General features: G+C 53.4%; 15 protein-coding genes. 14 read left to right on the top strand and 1 reads right to left on the bottom strand.

Annotated features, from left to right (window positions below; genetic code table 11):
- Positions 1-7: 7 nt before the first annotated feature.
- Entirely contained in the window at positions 8-934 is a 927-nt protein-coding gene (gene nhaR, locus M0R33_RS07705; RefSeq protein ID WP_292567457.1) for a transcriptional activator NhaR, read from the bottom strand.
- Between the two features lie 109 nt (positions 935-1,043).
- On the opposite strand from nhaR, the gene ppc reads away from it, so the two are divergent.
- From ppc to M0R33_RS07775, 14 genes are all read left to right on the top strand, one after another.
- On the top strand, positions 1,044-3,845 hold the full coding sequence (gene ppc, locus M0R33_RS07710) for a phosphoenolpyruvate carboxylase (RefSeq protein WP_292567460.1): 2,802 nt from the start codon (positions 1,044-1,046) through the stop codon (positions 3,843-3,845).
- A 78-nt stretch (positions 3,846-3,923) separates the two neighbouring features.
- Entirely contained in the window at positions 3,924-4,559 is a 636-nt protein-coding gene (locus M0R33_RS07715) for a carbonic anhydrase family protein (RefSeq protein ID WP_292567463.1), read from the top strand.
- A 176-nt stretch (positions 4,560-4,735) separates the two neighbouring features.
- Positions 4,736-5,410: a response regulator transcription factor gene (locus M0R33_RS07720; RefSeq protein WP_292567465.1), complete on the top strand. Its 675-nt coding sequence runs from the start codon at positions 4,736-4,738 to the stop codon at positions 5,408-5,410.
- On the top strand, positions 5,403-6,794 hold the full coding sequence (locus M0R33_RS07725) for a sensor histidine kinase (protein ID WP_292567468.1): 1,392 nt from the start codon (positions 5,403-5,405) through the stop codon (positions 6,792-6,794). Before M0R33_RS07720 ends, M0R33_RS07725 begins: the two co-directional genes overlap by 8 nt.
- A gap of 306 nt (positions 6,795-7,100) precedes the next feature.
- Complete coding sequence (locus M0R33_RS07730) at positions 7,101-8,087, top strand: efflux RND transporter periplasmic adaptor subunit (protein ID WP_292567471.1); 987 nt, start codon at positions 7,101-7,103, stop codon at positions 8,085-8,087.
- 11 nt (positions 8,088-8,098) lie between these two features.
- On the top strand, positions 8,099-11,206 hold the full coding sequence (locus M0R33_RS07735; RefSeq protein WP_292567473.1) for a CusA/CzcA family heavy metal efflux RND transporter: 3,108 nt from the start codon (positions 8,099-8,101) through the stop codon (positions 11,204-11,206).
- Positions 11,203-12,513, top strand: coding sequence for a TolC family protein (locus tag M0R33_RS07740; RefSeq protein WP_292567476.1), 1,311 nt, complete (start codon positions 11,203-11,205; stop codon positions 12,511-12,513). The genes M0R33_RS07735 and M0R33_RS07740 overlap by 4 nt, the downstream gene beginning before the upstream one ends.
- A gap of 88 nt (positions 12,514-12,601) precedes the next feature.
- On the top strand, positions 12,602-13,210 hold the full coding sequence (locus M0R33_RS07745) for a DUF502 domain-containing protein (RefSeq protein WP_292567478.1): 609 nt from the start codon (positions 12,602-12,604) through the stop codon (positions 13,208-13,210).
- Positions 13,211-13,253: 43 nt separating this feature from the next.
- Positions 13,254-14,921, top strand: a complete 1,668-nt coding sequence (locus M0R33_RS07750) for an ABC transporter ATP-binding protein (protein WP_292567481.1) — start codon at positions 13,254-13,256, stop codon at positions 14,919-14,921.
- Positions 14,921-16,282, top strand: coding sequence for an HlyD family efflux transporter periplasmic adaptor subunit (locus tag M0R33_RS07755; protein ID WP_292567483.1), 1,362 nt, complete (start codon positions 14,921-14,923; stop codon positions 16,280-16,282). Before M0R33_RS07750 ends, M0R33_RS07755 begins: the two co-directional genes overlap by 1 nt.
- Positions 16,275-17,693, top strand: coding sequence for a TolC family protein (locus tag M0R33_RS07760; protein ID WP_292567486.1), 1,419 nt, complete (start codon positions 16,275-16,277; stop codon positions 17,691-17,693). Before M0R33_RS07755 ends, M0R33_RS07760 begins: the two co-directional genes overlap by 8 nt.
- Before the next feature lie 13 nt (positions 17,694-17,706).
- Positions 17,707-18,135 carry a hypothetical protein gene (locus M0R33_RS07765; protein ID WP_292567489.1) on the top strand — a complete coding sequence of 143 codons (429 nt, stop codon included), beginning with the start codon at positions 17,707-17,709 and terminating at the stop codon, positions 18,133-18,135.
- Between the two features lie 129 nt (positions 18,136-18,264).
- Positions 18,265-19,332 carry a GGDEF domain-containing protein gene (locus tag M0R33_RS07770; protein WP_292567491.1) on the top strand — a complete coding sequence of 356 codons (1,068 nt, stop codon included), beginning with the start codon at positions 18,265-18,267 and terminating at the stop codon, positions 19,330-19,332.
- 164 nt (positions 19,333-19,496) lie between these two features.
- Complete coding sequence (locus M0R33_RS07775) at positions 19,497-19,706, top strand: hypothetical protein (protein ID WP_292567493.1); 210 nt, start codon at positions 19,497-19,499, stop codon at positions 19,704-19,706.
- The last annotated feature ends 39 nt before the right edge of the window (positions 19,707-19,745 follow it).

The following is a 19,745-nucleotide window of genomic DNA, read 5'->3' on the forward strand; positions in this document are numbered from 1 at the left end:
AAATCCGCTATTCAGCCAGGACCGACCTGTCGAGCAAATCGAACAGACCCTGCTGAGCGTGCTCCAGAATGGCGGCCACCAATGGATGCTTAAGCCGCCGCTGTGCCGTGATGGCATAAAAACGCTCGTAAACACCCTCGGCCAGACCCAACATCCGGGTACCGTACTGGCGTTGAATTTCGCTTGCGACGGCGTAGGGTGAAAAAAACAAGCCGCCCCCCGCCGCGCCAAAGGTTTTCAGCAAAGCACTGTCTTCCACCTCCGCCTGAATCACCGGGCTGATTTGCTGGCTGTCGAACCACTGGTCCAGCGAGCGCCGCAACGCGGTGTTGATGGTGGGCAGAAAAAACGGCGCACCGTTCAGGCAGCGTGGAAAATCATCCTGATACCGGGCCGCCATTGCCGGCGAGGCGAAGATAGCCACCGCCGATTCACCCAAAAAATGATTGAAAATCCGCGTGCCGCTGGCGGGCGTGGCCGGCACGTCCGACAACATCATGTCTATGCTGTGCAAACCGATTTCCGTTAACAAACGCTCGGTTTTGTCCTCCACGCAATAAATCTGCGCGGGTTCGGACATTTTCAGTATGGGCGCCATCAATCGGTAGGCAATCAGTTTGGGCATCGCATCGCTGACGCCGATATTCAAACGCAGGCCGCGTTCGGTGGTGTGGCCTTTCAGCATGTGCTTCATTTCCCGGCCCAACGCGAAGATTTCCTCGGCATAATGAAAAACCGCCCGCCCGGTTTCCGTCAATACTAATCGACGCCCAGCCCTGCGTAACAACTTTGCACCGACCGCTTGCTCGAATACCGCCAATTGCCCGCTGATGGTTGGCTGCGCCAAATGCAAAATTTCGCAAGCGGCCGTTACGCTGCCCTGCTTGGCTACCATCCAGAAATAATATAAATGCTGATAGTTAATACGCTCCATAGCTCTTTAATAATCGATAAAACCTATATTAAATATTTATTTATTCTATTTTGCTATTTTTAATTACTGCTGTACTTTATTCATTACCCGCCAACCTCAAGGATTTTTTATGTCCCGCATACCCGATTACGACGACAAAACCCTACGCGCCAACATTCGCTTGTTAAAAGGCATGCTGGATAACGTTATGAAAAACCAGGCCAATCACAAAGTGGCGGAAATTGTCGAACAGTTGCAGCGCCAATTTACCGTTCTGCAACGGGACAACAACCCAGCCAAGCGTCAGCAAATACTCAAAACGCTGCAACATTTACCGGCGGAAACCTTGAGCGAAGTAATCCGGGCCTTTAGTTTGTACTTCAGTTTGTTGAATATCGCCGAAGAATCCACGCAATTGCAGCTCCGCCGCCACCAGATCGAAAAAAATAAACACTACTGGCGCGGCTCTTTTCACGACACCCTGCTGGCCTTCAAAAACGCCGGCGTCAGTGCCGAACAACTGCAACCCCTGCTGGACGACTTGCATTATCTGCCTGTCATGACCGCGCATCCGACGGAAGCCAAACGCCGCACCGTGCGAGGCGCCTTGCGTAGCGTGTTTGTCAGTCACGAAAAATTACAAAATAGCGGTATCAAGGGTTATTTTCGCGATGTCGCCCTGGAACGACTGCAGAGCCAAATTCAGTTATTGTGGAAAACCGATGAAGTACGTGCGCACAGCATGGGCGTAATCGATGAAATCGACTCGGGGCTGTTTTATTTCCCGCTATCGCTGTTCGAAGCCACCGCGCAGGTATACCGCAACTTTCAGCGGGCCTTGGTCGACGTCTACGGCAGCGATGCAGCGACGAAAGTCAATATCCCCAGTTTTTTAAACTTCGGCTCCTGGATAGGCGGCGACCGCGACGGCAACCCCAACGTCAAACCGCATACCACCGCGCTGGCATTGCGTCTGCAAGCCCGCACCATCGCCAGGGAATATCTGCGCCGTATCGACATTTTGCTTGAACAGCTGGCTTATTCCCACGGCATGTGCCAACCCACCGAAGCATTTTTGCAAAGCCTGCAAAACGACCGGGAACTGCTCGGCGACACCGCCATAGCACTGGAACGCAACTGTCTGCAAGAGCCCTACCGACATAAACTGTCTTTAATGAAATTCCGCATGCACCGGCGCCTGGAGTTGATCGAACAACGTCTTGCCGGCGACAGTTCGCAATCCGATGATCAGGCCTATAACAATATTCAGGCCTTCCACGCCGACTTATACCTGATCCGCGAATCTTTGATCAGCCATGGCGACCAGGCCATTGCCGATCGCGACTTGCAGGACTTGATTCGCCTGGTGGACATTTTCGGTTTCCACCTGATGCAATTGGATGTGCGCCAGGAATCCACCCGGCACAGTCAGGCTGTCGCGGAAATCCTATCGGCCGGCCTGGGCATAGACTATTTGAACATGGACGAAGACCAGCGCATGCAAGTACTGAGCGAAGCCATCGCCATTCCCGGCGGACTGGGATACGACGCCAGCACGCTCAGCCCGGCTACCGTGGAAACCCTGGACGTGTTTCAGGTGATGGCGCAAATGCGCCGCGAAATCGGCAACGACTGCTTTAGCCGCTATGTCATTTCCATGACCCATTCGGCCAGCCATATCATGGAAGTGCTGCTGCTGGCCGCCCAAAACGGTTTGGCCGGACGTATTAGCGGTCAATGGTATTGCCATATCGGCGTCAGCCCATTATTCGAGACCATCGAAGACCTCAACCACATCGATAGCGTCTTGCGCGGCCTGCTGTCGCAACCGGTATACCGGGCCTTGCTGACGGCCTCCGGGCTGCGCCAGGAAGTGATGCTGGGCTATTCGGATTCCTGCAAGGACGGCGGCATTTTGGCTTCGGCCTGGGGACTGTACCGCGCTCAGCAACAGGTAACCGCTATTTCAGACGATGTAGGGATTCCCTGCCGTTTGTTCCATGGCCGCGGCGGCACCATCGGCCGCGGCGGCGGCCCTACTCACGAAGCGATTCTGGCCCAACCGCCGGCCACCGTGCGCGGACAGATCAAATTTACCGAGCAGGGCGAAGTGCTGTTTTACCGCTACAACAACATGGAAACCGCTATTTATGAGTTGACCATGGGCGCTACCGGCCTGATGAAAGCCAGCATCAGTTTGATCCAGCCGGTCGAGCCCGATCAAGCCGATAACCTGGCCTTGATGGGCGAACTGGCGCAATTGGGCGAACGCAGTTACCGGCAGCTGACTGAACATACCCCAGGTTTTCTGGATTATTTTTACGAAGCCACACCGGTACAGGAAATCGGTCAATTAAACATTGGCTCCCGACCTTCCCACCGCAAGAAACAGGACCGTTCCAAATACTCGGTGCGGGCCATTGCCTGGGTGTTCGCCTGGGCCCAGTCCCGGCAAACCTTTCCGGCCTGGTACGGTATCGGTTCCAGCCTGGAAAGCTACTGTGCAGGCAACCCGGAACGTTTGAACGCCTTGCGCGAGTTATACAAAAACTGGCCGTTTTTCCGCAACCTGCTCAGCAATGCCCAAATGGCCCTCAGCAAGTCCGATATGACTATTGCCGAAGAGTACAGCAGCCTGTGCAGCGACCCGGAAGTAGGCAAACGCGTGCACAGCCTGATTGCCAGCGAACACCGCCGCTGCGTGGATTGGGTATTGGAAATCGCCGAGTGCGACCAATTGCTGGCGGAAAATCCGGAACTGGCTGCCTCCTTGCGCCGCCGTAACGACTACCTGGGGCCTTTAAATTACATGCAGGCCGGTTTGCTGCGCGCGCTTAACGAAGACGAGGATGCCAACGGCCAAAGCCGCTGGATGAATCCTTTGCTGCGCACTATCAATGCCATCGCGGCAGGCATGCGCAACACCGGTTAAAGGGGATAGTCAGTCGGATAAGGTTTAGTTATCCGGCTGACTATGCTGAATTGATTTATTGACATTCCAAGGGCACTCATGAAAACGTTAACTCAAGAAATGCAAGCTGCCATCACGCCCAACATGGCTTTGTCCTTATTAAAAACCGGCAATCAGCGCTTTCTCAACAATTTAAAAATCAATCGCAATTTACTGCAACAGGCCAACGAAACCTCCGACGGTCAACACCCGTTTGCGGTAATTCTAAGCTGCATCGATTCCCGCACCTCGGTGGAACTGATCTTCGACCAAGGCTTGGGCGACGTATTCAGCATACGCATAGCCGGCAACATCATCAATGAAGACATACTGGGCAGTATGGAATTTGGCTGCCAGGTAGCGGGTGCCAAAATCATCGTGGTGTTGGGCCATAGCAATTGTGGCGCTATCAAAGGCGCTTGCGATCATGTGGAAATGGGCAATTTAACCGCCCTGCTCAGCAAAATTCAGCCTGCGATTTACGATGAAAAAACCGAACAATCTAATCGCAGCTCCAGCAACGACACTTTTGTGCAAAACGTCGCCGAAATCAATGTCAAGCGTACCGTCAAATCCATCCAGGAACGTAGCCCGATTTTAAAACAACTTATTGAGACAGGGGCTTGCGGCATTATCGGCGGCATGCATGACATTAGTACCGGTGAAGTGATTTTTTATGAAAAAAACTTCAAATGATGGCTAACGCTCGTCGCTTAAGCCAAAGGCGTCGACATATTTTTCCGCTACCGCCCCTGAATTAAGATTTCGAAATCCATTCTTGATTACCCAGCAAAGCAAAACGAATCCGCCCATGATAGCCGTCGTTAATTACCTGACTTTAGGCCTTTTTCAATTACATATACCTTGAGTCTATGAGAGTTTTACTTGTCGAAGATGATCGGGCTTTGGCCGATGGGCTTTCTCGCAGCTTCATCGATTGGGGATTCGATGTCACGCTGGCAACAACCGGAGCCTATGCCGATACGGCGTTACGCACACAACCTTATGACTTGGTTATGCTCGATCTAGGCTTGCCGGATAGCGACGGCCTGGAACTATTGCGCCAGCTAAGGGCACGAAAATCGGCAGTTCCGGTCCTGATTCTAACCGCTCGGGATGGACTCAATGATAGGGTGAAGGGCCTGGGACTCGGTGCGGACGATTACATGACCAAACCGTTTGAACTTCAGGAACTGGAAGCACGGGTTCGAGCCCTGCTGCGCCGCAGCCACGGCGGTTTTAATCATGACATTGTGGTTGGCAGGCTGATTTTTGACACCCTCAAGCAACAAATCAAGGTTGATGACATACCCATATTATTGCCCTCCCGTGAATTCGGCGTATTGGAGGCCTTGTTGTTACAAATGGGCCGTGTCGTCAGCAAGGATAGCATTGCCCAACGACTGGCCGTGCACGCGGACGAGTTGGCCGACAACGCCATCGAAGTCTATATCCACCGCCTACGTAAACGCCTGATACCTGTTGGCATTAATATCAGAACAATAAGAGGGCTCGGCTATCTGCTAGAGCAAAACAAAGATGCCTAAACCTCGGAGCCTGAGAGCACAGCTACTATCGCGCCTCACATTGCCATTACTCTTGGTGGTTATCCTGGATGCTTCGGTATCCTATTTTGTGGCACTGCATTATGCAGACCTTGCCTATGACCGCTGGCTGCTGGATTCGGCAAATTCCCTGGTCCAGCAAATCAAAACCCAAAAAAATAAACTGACTCTGGAACTATCGCCTAGTGCTATCGAAGTGTTTCGCTGGGACGAGATTGATAAAACTTTTTTTAAGGTAGAGTCGCAAACATCCGGCTTCATTGCCGGTGACAAGGCCCTCCCCAGTCCGACATTCTCATTATTGAAACAACATGAACCCTTATTTTTCGATGGCACATACCAGGATAAGCCGGTCAGAATCGTCGCCATCCTCACAACACCGCGGCAAAGCACGGAGACTGTAATCATTTCAGTAGCCGAGACATTGAATAAACGGCGCAGCATGATGAGTGAACTATTTTTAGCCGTTGTAATGCCTCAAGTGCTGCTGTTGTTTATTACCGGCTTACATGTCTGGACGGGCATCAATCGCGGACTCAAACCCCTACATGAGCTGGTAAAACGCCTTTCGCAAAGATCGGCCCGTGACTTAAAGCCCATTCCGGATTCCGACCTGCCGTTTGAGGTGCATTTGCTAACCCACACCATCAATAGCTTATTGCAAAAACTGGCGGCAACCGTGCTCAGTCAGCAACGCTTCATTGAAAATGCCGCCCATCAACTACGCACACCTCTGGCCGGGCTCAAAGTACAGGCAGAACGCGCCCTTCTGGCCAAGGATGTAAACAGCATGGAACCGGCATTACAACACATTAAAAACGCCGCCGACCGGGTGGCCCACCTCAGCACGCAATTACTGGTCCTGGCACGCTCAGAGTCGGTTTCAATGGGTGGACCGGAGTTTAGCCGACTCGATTTAACCGACCTGGCGCGCGAATGTTGCATGGACTGGGTGCCACGGTCACTTGAAAGCGATATTGAGCTGGAGTTTGATGCACCGCCGACCGCCGCCTTTGTCATCGGAGACCCCACCTTGCTACGCGAATTGCTCAATAATTTGCTGGATAACGCCGTGCGTTATGGACAATCCGGCAGCCGAATCAAGGTCGAAGTTGAAACCCAGCCCCAAACCCTGCTGATTGTTGAAGACAATGGACCGGGCATCGCCCCCGGAGAAATGGAAAAGGTTTTTGAGCGTTTTTATCGCGTTCCCGGCAGCCCGGGAGAAGGCTGCGGCCTTGGGCTGGCCATAGTCAAGGAAATTGCCGACCTTCACCAGGCCCGGGCAAAAATAGGCGCCTCCCCTACTGGTCGTGGTACTCGCGTTAGTATTTTATTTAACCATGCCGCCTTAAAACAGAGCTAAACCAAGAGGCATTAAAAACAACCGGGCGATAAAAACCAGCCCCCCCCCTGCACACCTCAAATACCGATGCAGGCCACCATGATCATCAATCTGTAAGGTTCATGAAAGGTTGGATTGTTAGGATATCGGGTCAATTACATCACTTATGACTGAATACGGTATTTCGGGCGAATTTCTATGCGATTAATTTATTGGTTCAGTTTTTGCTGTTTTTTAATGCTTGCCGGCTGCGAACAAGATAAGCCGGTGTCAGCGGTTCAACCTAGACTAGCGGAAGCAGAAAATGACAATTTAAAGCACACTGTCATGCTTCGCCCCGAATCGTTACCTTATATAAAAATCCAGGAAATCCAGCCCGAAGCATTCGCCGGCGCCATTTCGGCACCGGCGCGGGTGGATTTTCGGGCGCAGGCAGTCTCAACCGCCGGCACCGTCGTGGCCGGGCGGGTCAGCAAGATTCATGTGCAGATCGGCGACCGCATCAAGGCGGATGCGCCGCTGGCAACCTTGGCCAGCGTGGAAGCGGCGCAAATGCGTTCCGATTACGACAGGGCCGCAGCCGAATTGGCACGCGCCGAAGATCATCTGCGGCGGCAACTGGAAATGCAGCGAACCGGCGTGGGGCTGGAAATCGAACGGGTGGAAGCCGAAACCCAGCTCAAACAGGCCCGTACCGAGCTGGCGCGCAGCCAGGATTTTCTAAACCTGTTGGGCGATGGCAAAGCTACCGAAGTGATCGTACGCGCCCCGATGGATAGCATGGTGTTGAAGGCGCACGTATCGACCGGGGCTGCGGTAGCTGGCGGTTCGCCGTTATTCGATTTAGGCGAACCTTCCGCCGCCTGGATCATCGCCGACGTGTTCGAAAAAGATTTGCTGTTGGTGGAAATAGGCGCCAAGGCCATCATCGAACTGGCTTCGCTGCCCGAGCCGATACTGGGGCATGTGGTCGCCGAAAGCGCGGCCATCCAGACCGAACTGCGGCGAGCCTCGGTGTTCATCGAACCGGACGATCCGAAAATACCGTTACGGCCCGGCATGTATGCCCGGGTAAGCATCGAAGCCTCGACCCCGAATCGCATCATCCTGCCTACCACAGCGGTGTTAATCAAGGATGGCCGGGAAACCGTGGTGTATCTGGAAGTCGCGCCCGGTCGTTTCCAAATGCGTCCGGTACAGATAGGCGCGGCTCGGGAAGGCATGACACCGATACTCAAGGGCTTGGCCGGCGGAGAACGCGTGGTGATCAGCGGAGCGCTGCTGATCGATAGCGAAGCCGCGTTGTTGCTGTAGGAGACACGGCCATGCTGAGGATAATAATTGAATATTGCGTGCACCGCCGGGTTGCCGTCATGGTACTGACCTGCGTTATTGCCTTGTTCGGTATCCACGCCTATCTGGAAACTCCGATCGAAGCCTATCCCGATGTCACCAATACCCAGGTCACCGTTATCAGTCTGATGCCGGGTTATGCGCCGGAGGAGGTGGAGCGGCAGGTAACGGTTCCTCTGGAAAGAGTGCTTAACGGCACGCCGGGCATGTTACAGATGCGCAGCCAAAGCTTGTTCGGCTTATCGCTGGTGACCATTACTTTCCAGGATGACGTCGATAGCTTTCATTCCCGCACCCTGATTTCCGAACGCATGTCCGGCGCCGATCTGCCGGAATCGGTCCAGCCGGTACTGGCCCCGGATTACACCCCGCTCGGAGAAATCTACAAATTCACCGTCACCAGCGACCGCCATTCGCTGTACGCACTGCGTTCCGAAATGGAGTGGAACATCTCCCGCGTACTGCGCCAAGTGCAGGGTGTGGCCGATGTGCTGACGTTCGGCGGTTACTACAAGGAAATTCATGTCGAAATCGATCCCATCCGCCTGGATTCATTCGGACTGACCCTGGAAGAAGTCAACCAGGCTATCGCCAGCTCGAATCGCAACGTCGGCGCGGGCTTTTTGCGGCACGGCGATCAGCAAATCGTGATCCGTAGCCTGGGTAATTTGACCACCCCTGAAGACCTGAAAAAAATTGTCCTGAAAAGTGTCGGCGGCACCCCGGTCACAGTCGGCGATGTATCAAGGCTGGTGCAAGCGTACACGCCACGCCAGGGCGCGGTTGGCCTGAATGATCAGAAGGAAGCCGTGGAAGGCATCGTGCTGTTGCGTCGCGGACAAAACCCTACACGCGTGTTGGCGGCCGTACATGAAAAGATCGAGGAGCTCAACACCCGTATTCTGCCGGCCGGCATGCAGCTGGTACCGTTTCTGGATCGCACCGAATTGGTCGATAAGACCTTACACACGGTCTATGAAAACTTGTTGCACGGTTTCGTATTGGTCGTCGGTGTGGTGTGGCTGTTCCTGCGTAGCATCCGCTGTTCGTTGATCGTGGCCTGCATCATCCCCTTGTCGCTATTGATTGCCTTTAGCGGACTTTACCAGTTGGGGCTACCCGCCAATCTGATATCGATGGGCGCCATCGACTTCGGCATCATTCTGGACGGCGCAGTGGTACTAGTCGAAAACGTCATTCATCAGGCCAATCATCAAAAGCCCAGGAACCATAGACAAATGGTGCAATTGATAGTCAATGCCGCCTTCGATGTGGCTAAACCGACATTTTTTGCAATGTTAATCATTATCGCCGCACTGTTGCCGGTATTCACCCTGGAGCGGGTGGAAGGCCGCATTTTTCGCCCCCTGGCTTTGACTTACAGTTTTGCCCTGGTAGGCGGCCTGGCCTTTGCGCTAACCTTGGTGCCGGCGCTGTGCGCGGCCTGGATTCGCCCCAAACACGCCATGCTGGCGGAGCCAGGTTTTCTGGTTCTTTTGCGAAATGCTTATGCCAGGCTGCTGCGAGGGGTATTGCAGCGCCGCCGCGCCACACTGACGGCGGCCGCCATCCTGCTGCTGGTCGGAGCGGGTGCGGCAGCAAGATTGGGCAGCGAGTTTCTGCCCGAGCTGGATGAAGGCGACGTACATGTATTCGTCGAAATGCCGGCCAGTATCTCCCTGGCAAAAGGACAGGATATTTTGCTGGACATGCGCGAACGCTTGCTGCGCTTTCCGGAAGTCAAAGGCATACTCAGTCAACAGGGACGCTCCGAGGACGGCACCGATAACGAAGGTGTCAACATGAGCGAGACCTTCGTGCATCTCAAACCGCACGAGCAATGGCGGCCCGGTTGGCACAAAGAAGCCTTGGTAGATGCGATGCGGGAATCTTTACTCGCAATACCCGGCGTTCGCTTCAATTTCTCGCAACCGATCAAGGACAATGTCGAGGAAGCCGTCAGCGGGGTACGCGGCAAGGTGGTATTAAAGATTTACGGCACCGACCTGGAGCTCATGCGCGGCACGCTGGAACAGGCAAAAAGTATACTGAAAGACCTCCCCGGCGTCATCGATCTCGATCTGTATCGCGAGTCTATCGTGCCGCAGTTGCAGATCAGACTGGATCGAACGGCACTGGCCCGCCAGGGTATTATGGTCGATACCGCTCAGGACACCATAGAAACCGGATTGGCCGGCAAAGTGGTCACCGAACTTTGGCAAGACGAGCGGCCGGCACCGGTGCGGGTGATTTTGCCGCTTACCGAACGCAGCGATACGGATCAGATTGCCGGCTTGATGCTGCCTACCCCAACGGGTGCCCGTATCCCGTTGCGGGAAGTAGCCGATATGCCGATAGAACGCGGCAGGACCTCCATCGAACGGGAAGCCAACCGCCGCTTTATGGCACTGAAATTCAACGTCGAGGGGCGCGATCTGGGGTCCGTGGTACAGGATGCCATGGCTGCGATCGAAGGCCGCATCGAGGTGCCGGAAGGCCACTTTTTGCTCTGGGGCGGCGAGTTCGAGAACCAGCAGCGCGCCATGACCAGACTCGGTGTCGTGGTGCCGGTTGCGGTATTGATTGTGCTCGGCTTGCTGTATGGCGCCCTGCAATCGGCACGCAGCGCAATTGCAATTTTACTCTGCGCACCCTTCGCCATGACGGGTGGACTGTTTTTGCTGTTGTTTTCCGGGATTTCCCTGTCGGTGAGCGCCGCTATCGGCTTCATTGCCTTATTGGGACAGGTATCCCTGATGGGCTTGTTGGTGTTAAGTGCGATCGAAGCCCGCCGCCACCAGGGACTCATGCTGAGCGATGCGATTCTGAGCGGCGCCACCGAACGCCTGCGCCCGGTATTGATGGCATCCATGCTGGCGTTGCTCGGCCTGCTACCGATGGCCGTTTCCAGCGGTATCGGCAGCGAGACTCAGCAACCCTTTGCCGTGGTGATTGTCGGCGGTATGTTCACCACTTTTTTTGTGGCGATGCTGGTGCTGCCGGTGATTTATGCCTATATCACCCCCAAACATCTGCTTAGCCCGGAACAAGCCGATGAATTGCTGGAGAACATTACATGACAAACAAACATTGGAACCTACGTAACGCAAGGCTGGCGGCGCACATTGTCCTGTTGAGCATGGCCGGGTCCGCACTGGCGACAGCCGATGAAACCGGCCCACTCCCCGAAACAGTGACCATGCCGCAATTATTGCAGATTGCCCGGAACAATAGCCCCCGATTCGCCGCCATGCGCCAACGTATAGAAGCGGCCAACGCCGAAGTGGTGGCCGCAGGCGTGTTGCCCAACCCAAAATTCAGTTACGGCCGTTATGACCTACTGACACAGAACAACACGATGTATGATGGCAACGTACAACAGCAGGTCACGCTGGAGGTACCGGTTTTGATTGCAGGACAGCGCGGCGTCCGCGTCGATGCAGCGGAAAAAAAACTGGCTGCCACCGCGGCCGGTATCGAGGCCGATTTTGCCGGTCTGCTGCATAATGTCTGGTTATTGTTTGTTAAGCAGCTGGCGGATCAGCAACGAATCGCCATTCTGGAAGAGACTGTCAGCTATATGCAGCATCTGGGCGAGATTGTATCGGGCAGGGAACAGGCGGGCAGCGCCAGTCCTTACGACTTGCTGCGTATCGAAATTGAGACTAAAAGCGTGCAAACCCGCCTGGATACGCTGCGCAACAATGTATCGGCAACGTCCGGGGAATTAGGGATTTTGCTGGGGTTATCAGACTGGAATCCACTAGCTTCGGGTAAGCTGACTTATCTGGGTGTACCGGCCGACGTGGAGAAGCTGTGGGCTGAAGCCGAACGCCTAAACCCCGAACTCGAGGCGGCACGCCTAGGCGAAGTCGCCGCCGGTGCCGACCTGGAACGTGCCGGCCGCGAACGTTGGCCGGTGCCATCGTTTCAGGTCGGCTCGGTATTCACCGATAAGCCTTACGGTAATACCAGCTTTGCCGGGGTTTCCGTCGATCTGCCCATTTTCGATCGCGGTCAAGGCAGCATGGCGCGTGCCGCCAGCGAAAAGCAGTCAGCCATCCTGGCACGTGAGCTAACCGCTGCCAGTATTCGCAGCAGTCTCGAACGGGCCGCCAAACTGTTAAGCAGTCGACGCGAAACCCGCGCCAATTTCGAACGCAACGTGGTCGAAAGACTAAGCGACTTAAAGGCCATGGGCGAAGCCAGCTACCGCTTTGGAAAGGGTAGTTTGTTGGAACTACTCGATGCTTCGCGCTCGCGTACCGAAACCCGTTTGACCCATCTGGATCTGATGCAAGCGGAAATCGAAGCCGAACTCGAAGCCTTGCGCGCCTCCGGTTTGTTACTGACCAAGGCCGAAACCGAAGTTTTGGATGCCCGTTAAGTGGTTGGCTAAGGTTTATTAGCAGGCGGAACGGTCCTCTAATTACCAGGCTCGACCGTTTTAATCAAAATATCGCGAGGACATTTATATGAAAAACACACTCAAAGAAATAATAAATTATGTACTTATCGGTGTGATCGGTTTTCTGCCTATTGCCTTGATATTTCAGATCATCGTGTATGTGGAACGCTTTCTAAAGGACTTTGTGCTGCTGGTACACGGTAGATACGAAAATCCGTTAGTTACAATAATATTATTCATTTCCGCCATAGCCTTGCTGGCCTATTTCGGTAAATTGCTCAAACAAGACCGGGCGCATTTGTTGTATTACCTGGAAACGTTTATTCAACGTGTTCCGGTCTTGGGTAGCATTTATCGTGTGACGCGCAAGCTATTAAAACTGTTTCTGACTACCGAGGAATCAGAAGTCAGAGAAGTAGTCTATGTCGAATACCCGAAAGACGGCATGTGGGTACCGGCTTATGTGACGAATCGCATAAGCGATTGCTACATATTATATGTACCGACCTCACCGAATCCGACCTCCGGTTTTACCGTCATGGTGCATAAATCCAAAGTAGTACGCTCGACCATGGATATCGAAGAAGTCTCCAGTTTTGTGATCAGCGTAGGTGTCGATTTCGCCAAACCTGACGATATGAAGGCTTTATATACAACAGACAGCGTGAAACATTGAGAACCTTGCCCTAGCCTTCGATAAGTACCAGGAGTGATTTTACATGTCTAGCCATCCGACGCCCTTGCAGCGCCTATATCAGCTGGTACAGCTTGAGCGCGAGGACATTACCACACTGCTGATATACGGCTTGGGTATTGGCTTGATGTCGCTGTCCACGCCGATTGCGGTGCAGTCACTGGTCAACACCATAGCCTTTGGCGCCTTGTTTCAGCCCTTGCTGGTATTGAGCTTAATCCTGTTAGTGCTGATGGCTTTCAGCAACATACTGGCGGCCTGGCAGTTTTATGTGGTGGAAATGTTGCAGCGACGTTTGTTTGTCCGCCTGTTCGGCACGGCGGCTACCGGCTTGCAACAAGCGGATTTTGCTACACGGGACAGCCAGTATCTACCCGAATTAAGCAATCGGTTTTTCGATGTGGTGACCTTGCAAAAAACAGCAGCGGTGATGCTACTGGAAAGCCTGGGTTATGTCTTACAAACCTTGATCGGCATGCTGCTGCTGGCTTTTTATCATCCGATATTACTGGCGTTCGACTTATTCCTAGTCGCCATGCTGATTGTAATTTTATTCGTGATGGGCAAACACGGTGTCAGTACCGCCATCGAACAATCCAAAGCCAAATATGCCGCCGCAGCCTGGCTGGAAAATATTGCCGGCAATGCCTTGCTGGGTAAGGCAGCGCATACCCAAAGTTTTTTCCGGCAACGCACCGATCGACTTGCTCTGGATTATCTCTATGCCTGCACCCAGCATTTTCGCATTCTGGCCAGGCAAAACATTGCTGCGTTGGCTTTGCATGCGGTCGCCAACACATTGTTGCTGGGCTTGGGCGGCTGGATGGTCATCGAACGGCAATTGAGTCTGGGACAACTGATTGCCGCCGAACTGGTGGTGAACACCATGATTTATGGCCTGACCCGGCTGGGCAAAATTTTGGATAACTTTTACGAACTGTTGACCAGCATCGACAAAATCGGCCATTTATTAGACTTGCCGCAAGAACAAGAGCTTGGCACCTCACCCGCGGTCAAAACCTCGGCCTACCGCGTGGCGCTGAATAACGTCAGCCTGCCGCAAAGTCCGCAACTCGACACCTTACGCCATCTGAATCTGCAGATTGCGCCCGGCGAACGGCTTGTCATCAGCAGTGGCGCCCAACGCGGTAGTTTGCTTGACTTGCTGTTTGGTCTGCGCAGCCCCGCCAGCGGCTCGGTCAGTCTGGATAATCAGGATTTACGCGACCTTAATTTGGGTTTGCTGCGCGATACCATTGCCCTGGTGCGCGAACCGGAAACCCTCCCGGGCACGATTGCCGAAAATGTGCACATGGGCCGACCGCTGGATCTTCACGCCATACAACAGGCTCTGCAACAGGTTGGGCTACTGGAATTTATCACCGATTTACCGATGGGACTGAACACGCCACTGGGTTTACAGGGAGCACCGCTCAGTCGGGAGCAGTGTCTGCGTCTAAGTCTGGCCCGCGCCCTGTCTCAAAGCCCCCGTTTGTTGATGCTGGATCAGGTGTTGGATCATATCGACAGCACTTACCTACCCACGTTACTGGATTATTTAGTGGCTGATGACTCGCCCTGGACCTTGATTGTCTGCAGCCAGCAAGACCGGGTCATCAAAGCCTGCTCAAGGCATTGTCGCATTGAACAGGGCGCGATAGTTGAGACCAGCTCGCCACTGGAGGGCTTGTAATGCGTACCGACCAATCCAGTGTATTTACCACCGTTTCGATCCGCGCCCTGGCCCATGCCAAAACCCTGCCGCTGGCAGGCCGTATTGCCCGCTCCTTACTGCTGATATTGCTGATCTTGTTAATCCTGCTGGGCCTGACCCCCTGGCAACAAAACGTGCGCGGTATCGGCCGGGTGGTGGCATACAGCCCGGCCGAACGCCAACAGGTAATCAGCGCACCGGTAGAAGGCAGGGTCAGCCGCTGGCTGGTTAGAGAAGGTAGCCAGGTCAAACAAGGCCAGGTGATTGCCGAATTACTGGACAATGATCCCCTGTTGTTACAACGCCTGGCGAGTGAACAAGAGGCTGTACTGGCACGTCAAGTTGCGGTCGGAAGTAGGGTCGAGACCTTCCGCAGCCAATTACGCATGGCGGAGCAAGCCCGCCCGCAAGCTTTGAGTGCCGCCGAATCCCGTATTGCCATGGCCAAGCAGCGACGCAGTGCGGCCCTGCAAAGCCTGGATGCTGCCAAAGCAGCGCACAAAACCGCCAACTTGAATTTAAACCGTCAACAACAATTACGCGACAAAGGCTTGTCTTCGCAACGCACGCTGGAACTGGCGCAACTGGACAGCGCCCAGCGCGATGCGGAACGTAATCGCGCTCAGGCCGGCTTATCCGCGGCTGACAGCGAAATTGCCGCCCTGCAGGCCGATTGGCAAAAACTGTCTGCCGACACCCAAGCGCTAATCGAAAAAACCCGGGCCGATCTGAACAAAGCCATCGAAGATCAAAATTATCTGCAAGCGGATCTATTAAAACTGCAAACCCGCCTGGCACGGCAACAAACCCAAACTATCACAGCCTCGCAGGATGGCACGATACTGCGCTTGCTGGCCAACCCTGGCGCTGAGTTGTTAAAACCCGGCCAAGCCGTGGCGCTTTTGGTGCCAAATACCCAGGCTAGAGCGGTGGAACTGTGGGTGGATGGTAACGACTTGCCCCTGATCGTCACCGGTAGCCATGTGCGCTTGCAATTCGAAGGTTATCCTGCCGTTCAGTTCGGCGGCTGGCCGGAGTTTTCCGTGGGCTCGTTTGGGGGACAAGTGGCTTTAATCGACGCCAGCGACGATGGCAAAGGACATTTTCGGGTGTTGGTAATACCCGCTGACGACGATATACCCTGGCCTGATCCGCGTTTTTTAAGACAAGGTGTGCGGGTTAATGGCTGGGTGTTGCTGGGGCAAGTGACGCTGGGTTATGAATTATGGCGAATCTTTAACGGCTTTCCGCCTTTGGTATTGCCGGAACCCGAGTTAATGCAAAAAGCCAAAGACGATAGTAAAAACCTTAGCAGCACAGAAAAAAAGACTTATGAATAAAATCGCCATGAGCTTATTCGTGTTGTGGTGCTTTAGCCAGCCCACTTCGGCCGAGCCCCTTGCTCCACTGACGCTCGATCAGGTTTTGCCGGCAGCGCTTAGGGCTTTTCCGGGCTTGCTGTCCACAGAGCAACGCAAACAAGTTGCCGAAGGCGAATACCAGTCCGCCGAAGGTGGTTTCGATACCCAGCTTAAAACGAAAAACCGCTGGTCGGTGGCCGGTATTTACGAAAATCAGATGAATGATGTCAGTATCGAACAACCTACCGCTTTGTGGGGCACCACTTTTTTTGGCGGCTGGCGCCGTGGCGACGGCGATTATCCGGTCTACGAAGGCAAGAGCCAAACCGCAAATGACGGCGAGGTTCGACTAGGCGTGAATATTCCGTTATGGCGTAACCGCGAAATCGATAGTCGCCGGGCCAAGTTACAACAGGCCGAGCTGGGCAAACTCATCGCCAGCCATGAATACGATCAGGCTTTATTGGAACTGCGTCGCCTGGCCAGTCTGCGTTATTGGGACTGGGTACTGGCCGGCCAGCGTTTGAAAGTGGCAGACCGCTTGCTGCAAATCGCCGAACAACGCGATGCGGGTATTCGCGAACGCGCTGCGGCCGGCGACATTGCCGATTTTGAAGCGCTGGACAACCAGCGGGCGATTTTGGAACGCCGCGAACGACGGGTGGCTGCGCAACGTTTGCTGGAGCAAAGCGCCATTCAGCTTTCCCTGTATTGGCGCGATACCGATGGTCAACCGCAATTACCCGGCCTGGAGTTGTTACCGGATGACTTTCCGGCTCAGGAGCCGGCCTTGGATATCAATCTGCCACAAGCCCTGCAGACTGCGCAAAACCAGCGCCCGGAATTGAAACGCCTGACGCTGCAAAAACGCCAGACCGAAACCGAACTGGCGCTGCAAAACAATCAACGTGCACCCGGCGTGGATGTCTCGGTAATGGGGGCCAAAGATATGGGTTACAGCAACCAAAAAATCAATCGCGATGAATTATATCTGGGACTGAATGTCGATATCCCATTGCAGCAGCGCGTAGCCGGCGGTCGGGCTCAATCCGCCGCCGCAAACCTGCAGCGCCTGAAATGGGACCTGCAACTCCAGGAGGACCGCATCAACAATGAAATAAAAGATGCAATATCCGCCATTCATGCCGCCCGACAACGCGTAATGCTCAGCCGGCAACAATGGCGGGCCGCTGAAAAACTGCAACAAGGCGAGCAAAGCCGCTTCGAACTGGGCGAAAGTACTTTGCTCTTTGTTAATTTACGCGAAATCGCCAATGGTGATGCCGCCCTGATGGCAGCCGAAGCGCAAAGCCAACTATTTAAAGCCCACGCTGAATATCAAGCTGCCCTGGGCACACCTATCCAACTGACCGAAACATTAACTCAATAGTAGAGCTAGCACCATGAAACGGCCTTCGAATCAGCATACCCAATGGCTAAAAAAAATCTCCCTATCCGCCCTGATAGCCGTCTGCCTGTTCATGCCGGAGTTACTTTGGCATAAATTCAGCTTTATTTTGCATGTGTTCTACGAAGTTGTATCGTTCGCGTTGGAGGAAAGCCTGATACATGGTTTAGGCATGCAAAAATATTACGCTCAAATGGCGGTGTTTTATTTTTTCTGGATGCTGGGAATTATCTTGTTCGCGCGGTTTTTAGGCCGGCTACCCTATCTGATTCAAAGCCTGAAAACCCAATTAGCTTTGTTTGGTTTACGAATTAGGAAACTCATTAGCGAAACCTGGTTTGCCTCCAGCGCATGGCAACGAATCAAATTCGTATTGTTGCAGTTGCTGTTTTTGGCGAGCGGATTAATGTTTCTACTGACCTAAAACGACCCCATTCCAGACAGGCGTGACCCACAACACCATAAGTTAGTGTAAGCTTTTGATGATAAACTAAGCTTTTGGAAACTTACGGTTATTTTGGTGCCATAACCGCCCGTCAATTCAGGATTTTAAATGATTAACAAGAGTTCCGATTCCGGGCTGCCCAGCGTATTAAAAAAACTGGGCGCAATGACAGCCATCCGCGACACTTCCATGGTGGAGCAAAGCTTATTACGAACACTGGGGCCCTTGCTGGGCATACTGGAAACCGCCTTTTACCGGGTTGACGACAACAACAATATCATTCGGGCACTTTATCACTCTCGAAAAGTGGTTGAAGACCATGGCAGCAAACGCATTGTCGACAATATCGAAGAAGTTACCAATGAACAGCATGTCTCCCCCGAGCTTCGCAATTTGTTCGAAAGCGTGCGTTTACTGCGCAAATCTTGTTGCCGAAAACTGGGACTGGACTTGCTGATCTGCTACCCTATCTTCGGCGAAAATCAAGTACTGGGATATTTTGTATTTCGGCGCGACCGGGAAGTCACGCCCGTGGAAGATGCCATCATTCATGGTGTGCTGGAAGTTTTTACCAATTATTTCGCCTTACTCGACAGCAGTCAGCGCGACCAGCTGACCGGTTTGCTAAACCGCTACTCCCTGGAAGCCAATCTCGACCGTTTATGGAACCTGCTATCGGCAAAACTGCATTCCAGCGACCAAAACGATAATGCCCGTGTAAATCAGCCGGAGACCTATTGGTTGTGCGTACTGGACGTCGACCACTTCAAAAAAATCAATGATACTTTCGGCCATATGATAGGTGACGAGGTATTGATCATGGTGACCCGCTTACTGCAAAACTCCTTACGTCAATCCGACCTGTTATACCGGTACGGCGGTGAGGAATTTGTGGCCATTATTGCCGCAAATGACTTTGAGTCGGCCAAGGAAGCCTTTGCGCGGACCCGAGTCAGCATCGAAGAATTCCACTTCCCGCAAGTAGGCCACGTCACCATCAGCGGCGGCTTTAGCAACGCAGACCCAAGCGTGTTACCGCAGGAAGTCATCCACCGTGCCGATAGCGCACTTTATGCCGCTAAAGATGCAGGCCGTAATCGTGTCTTTGATTACGATACACTGGTCAAACAAGGCATCCTAAAAGCAGCGTCCGCCGGTTCTATCGACTTATTTTAAGCCCTGCTTACCTTTATATACGCTATCCGGCCAGTGGTTATAGCGCATAACATACGCTTAAATACGCTAAGACACGGTGACAAAAAAAATTTAAATCTGCTAAATTCTCGCAGTATAGAAGATATACCGATGTGAGCTAATCAATTTACGTTTGTAGGATAAATATGACATCTCAAAAAATCAAGAAGGACCGGAAGAAAGTAGCTTTGGATCAGGATACCTATGAAAAACTCAAAACGTTTACCCGGTTTAACGGCCTGAAACTGCGTTGCACCGTCGATACGCTGGTTGATCTGATGCTGCAGGACGAAGCGCTTGGCAAACAAGTGATCGACATATCCCTGCAAAAACAAGCAGCCGAATCCGAGCTTTAAGCGCGCGCCGCGCTAGGCCCGGTAGCGTGCTGCCGCGTT

The sequence above is a fragment of the Methylomonas sp. genome, assembly GCF_023228165.1.
Classification (GTDB): Bacteria; Pseudomonadota; Gammaproteobacteria; order Methylococcales; family Methylomonadaceae; genus Methylomonas.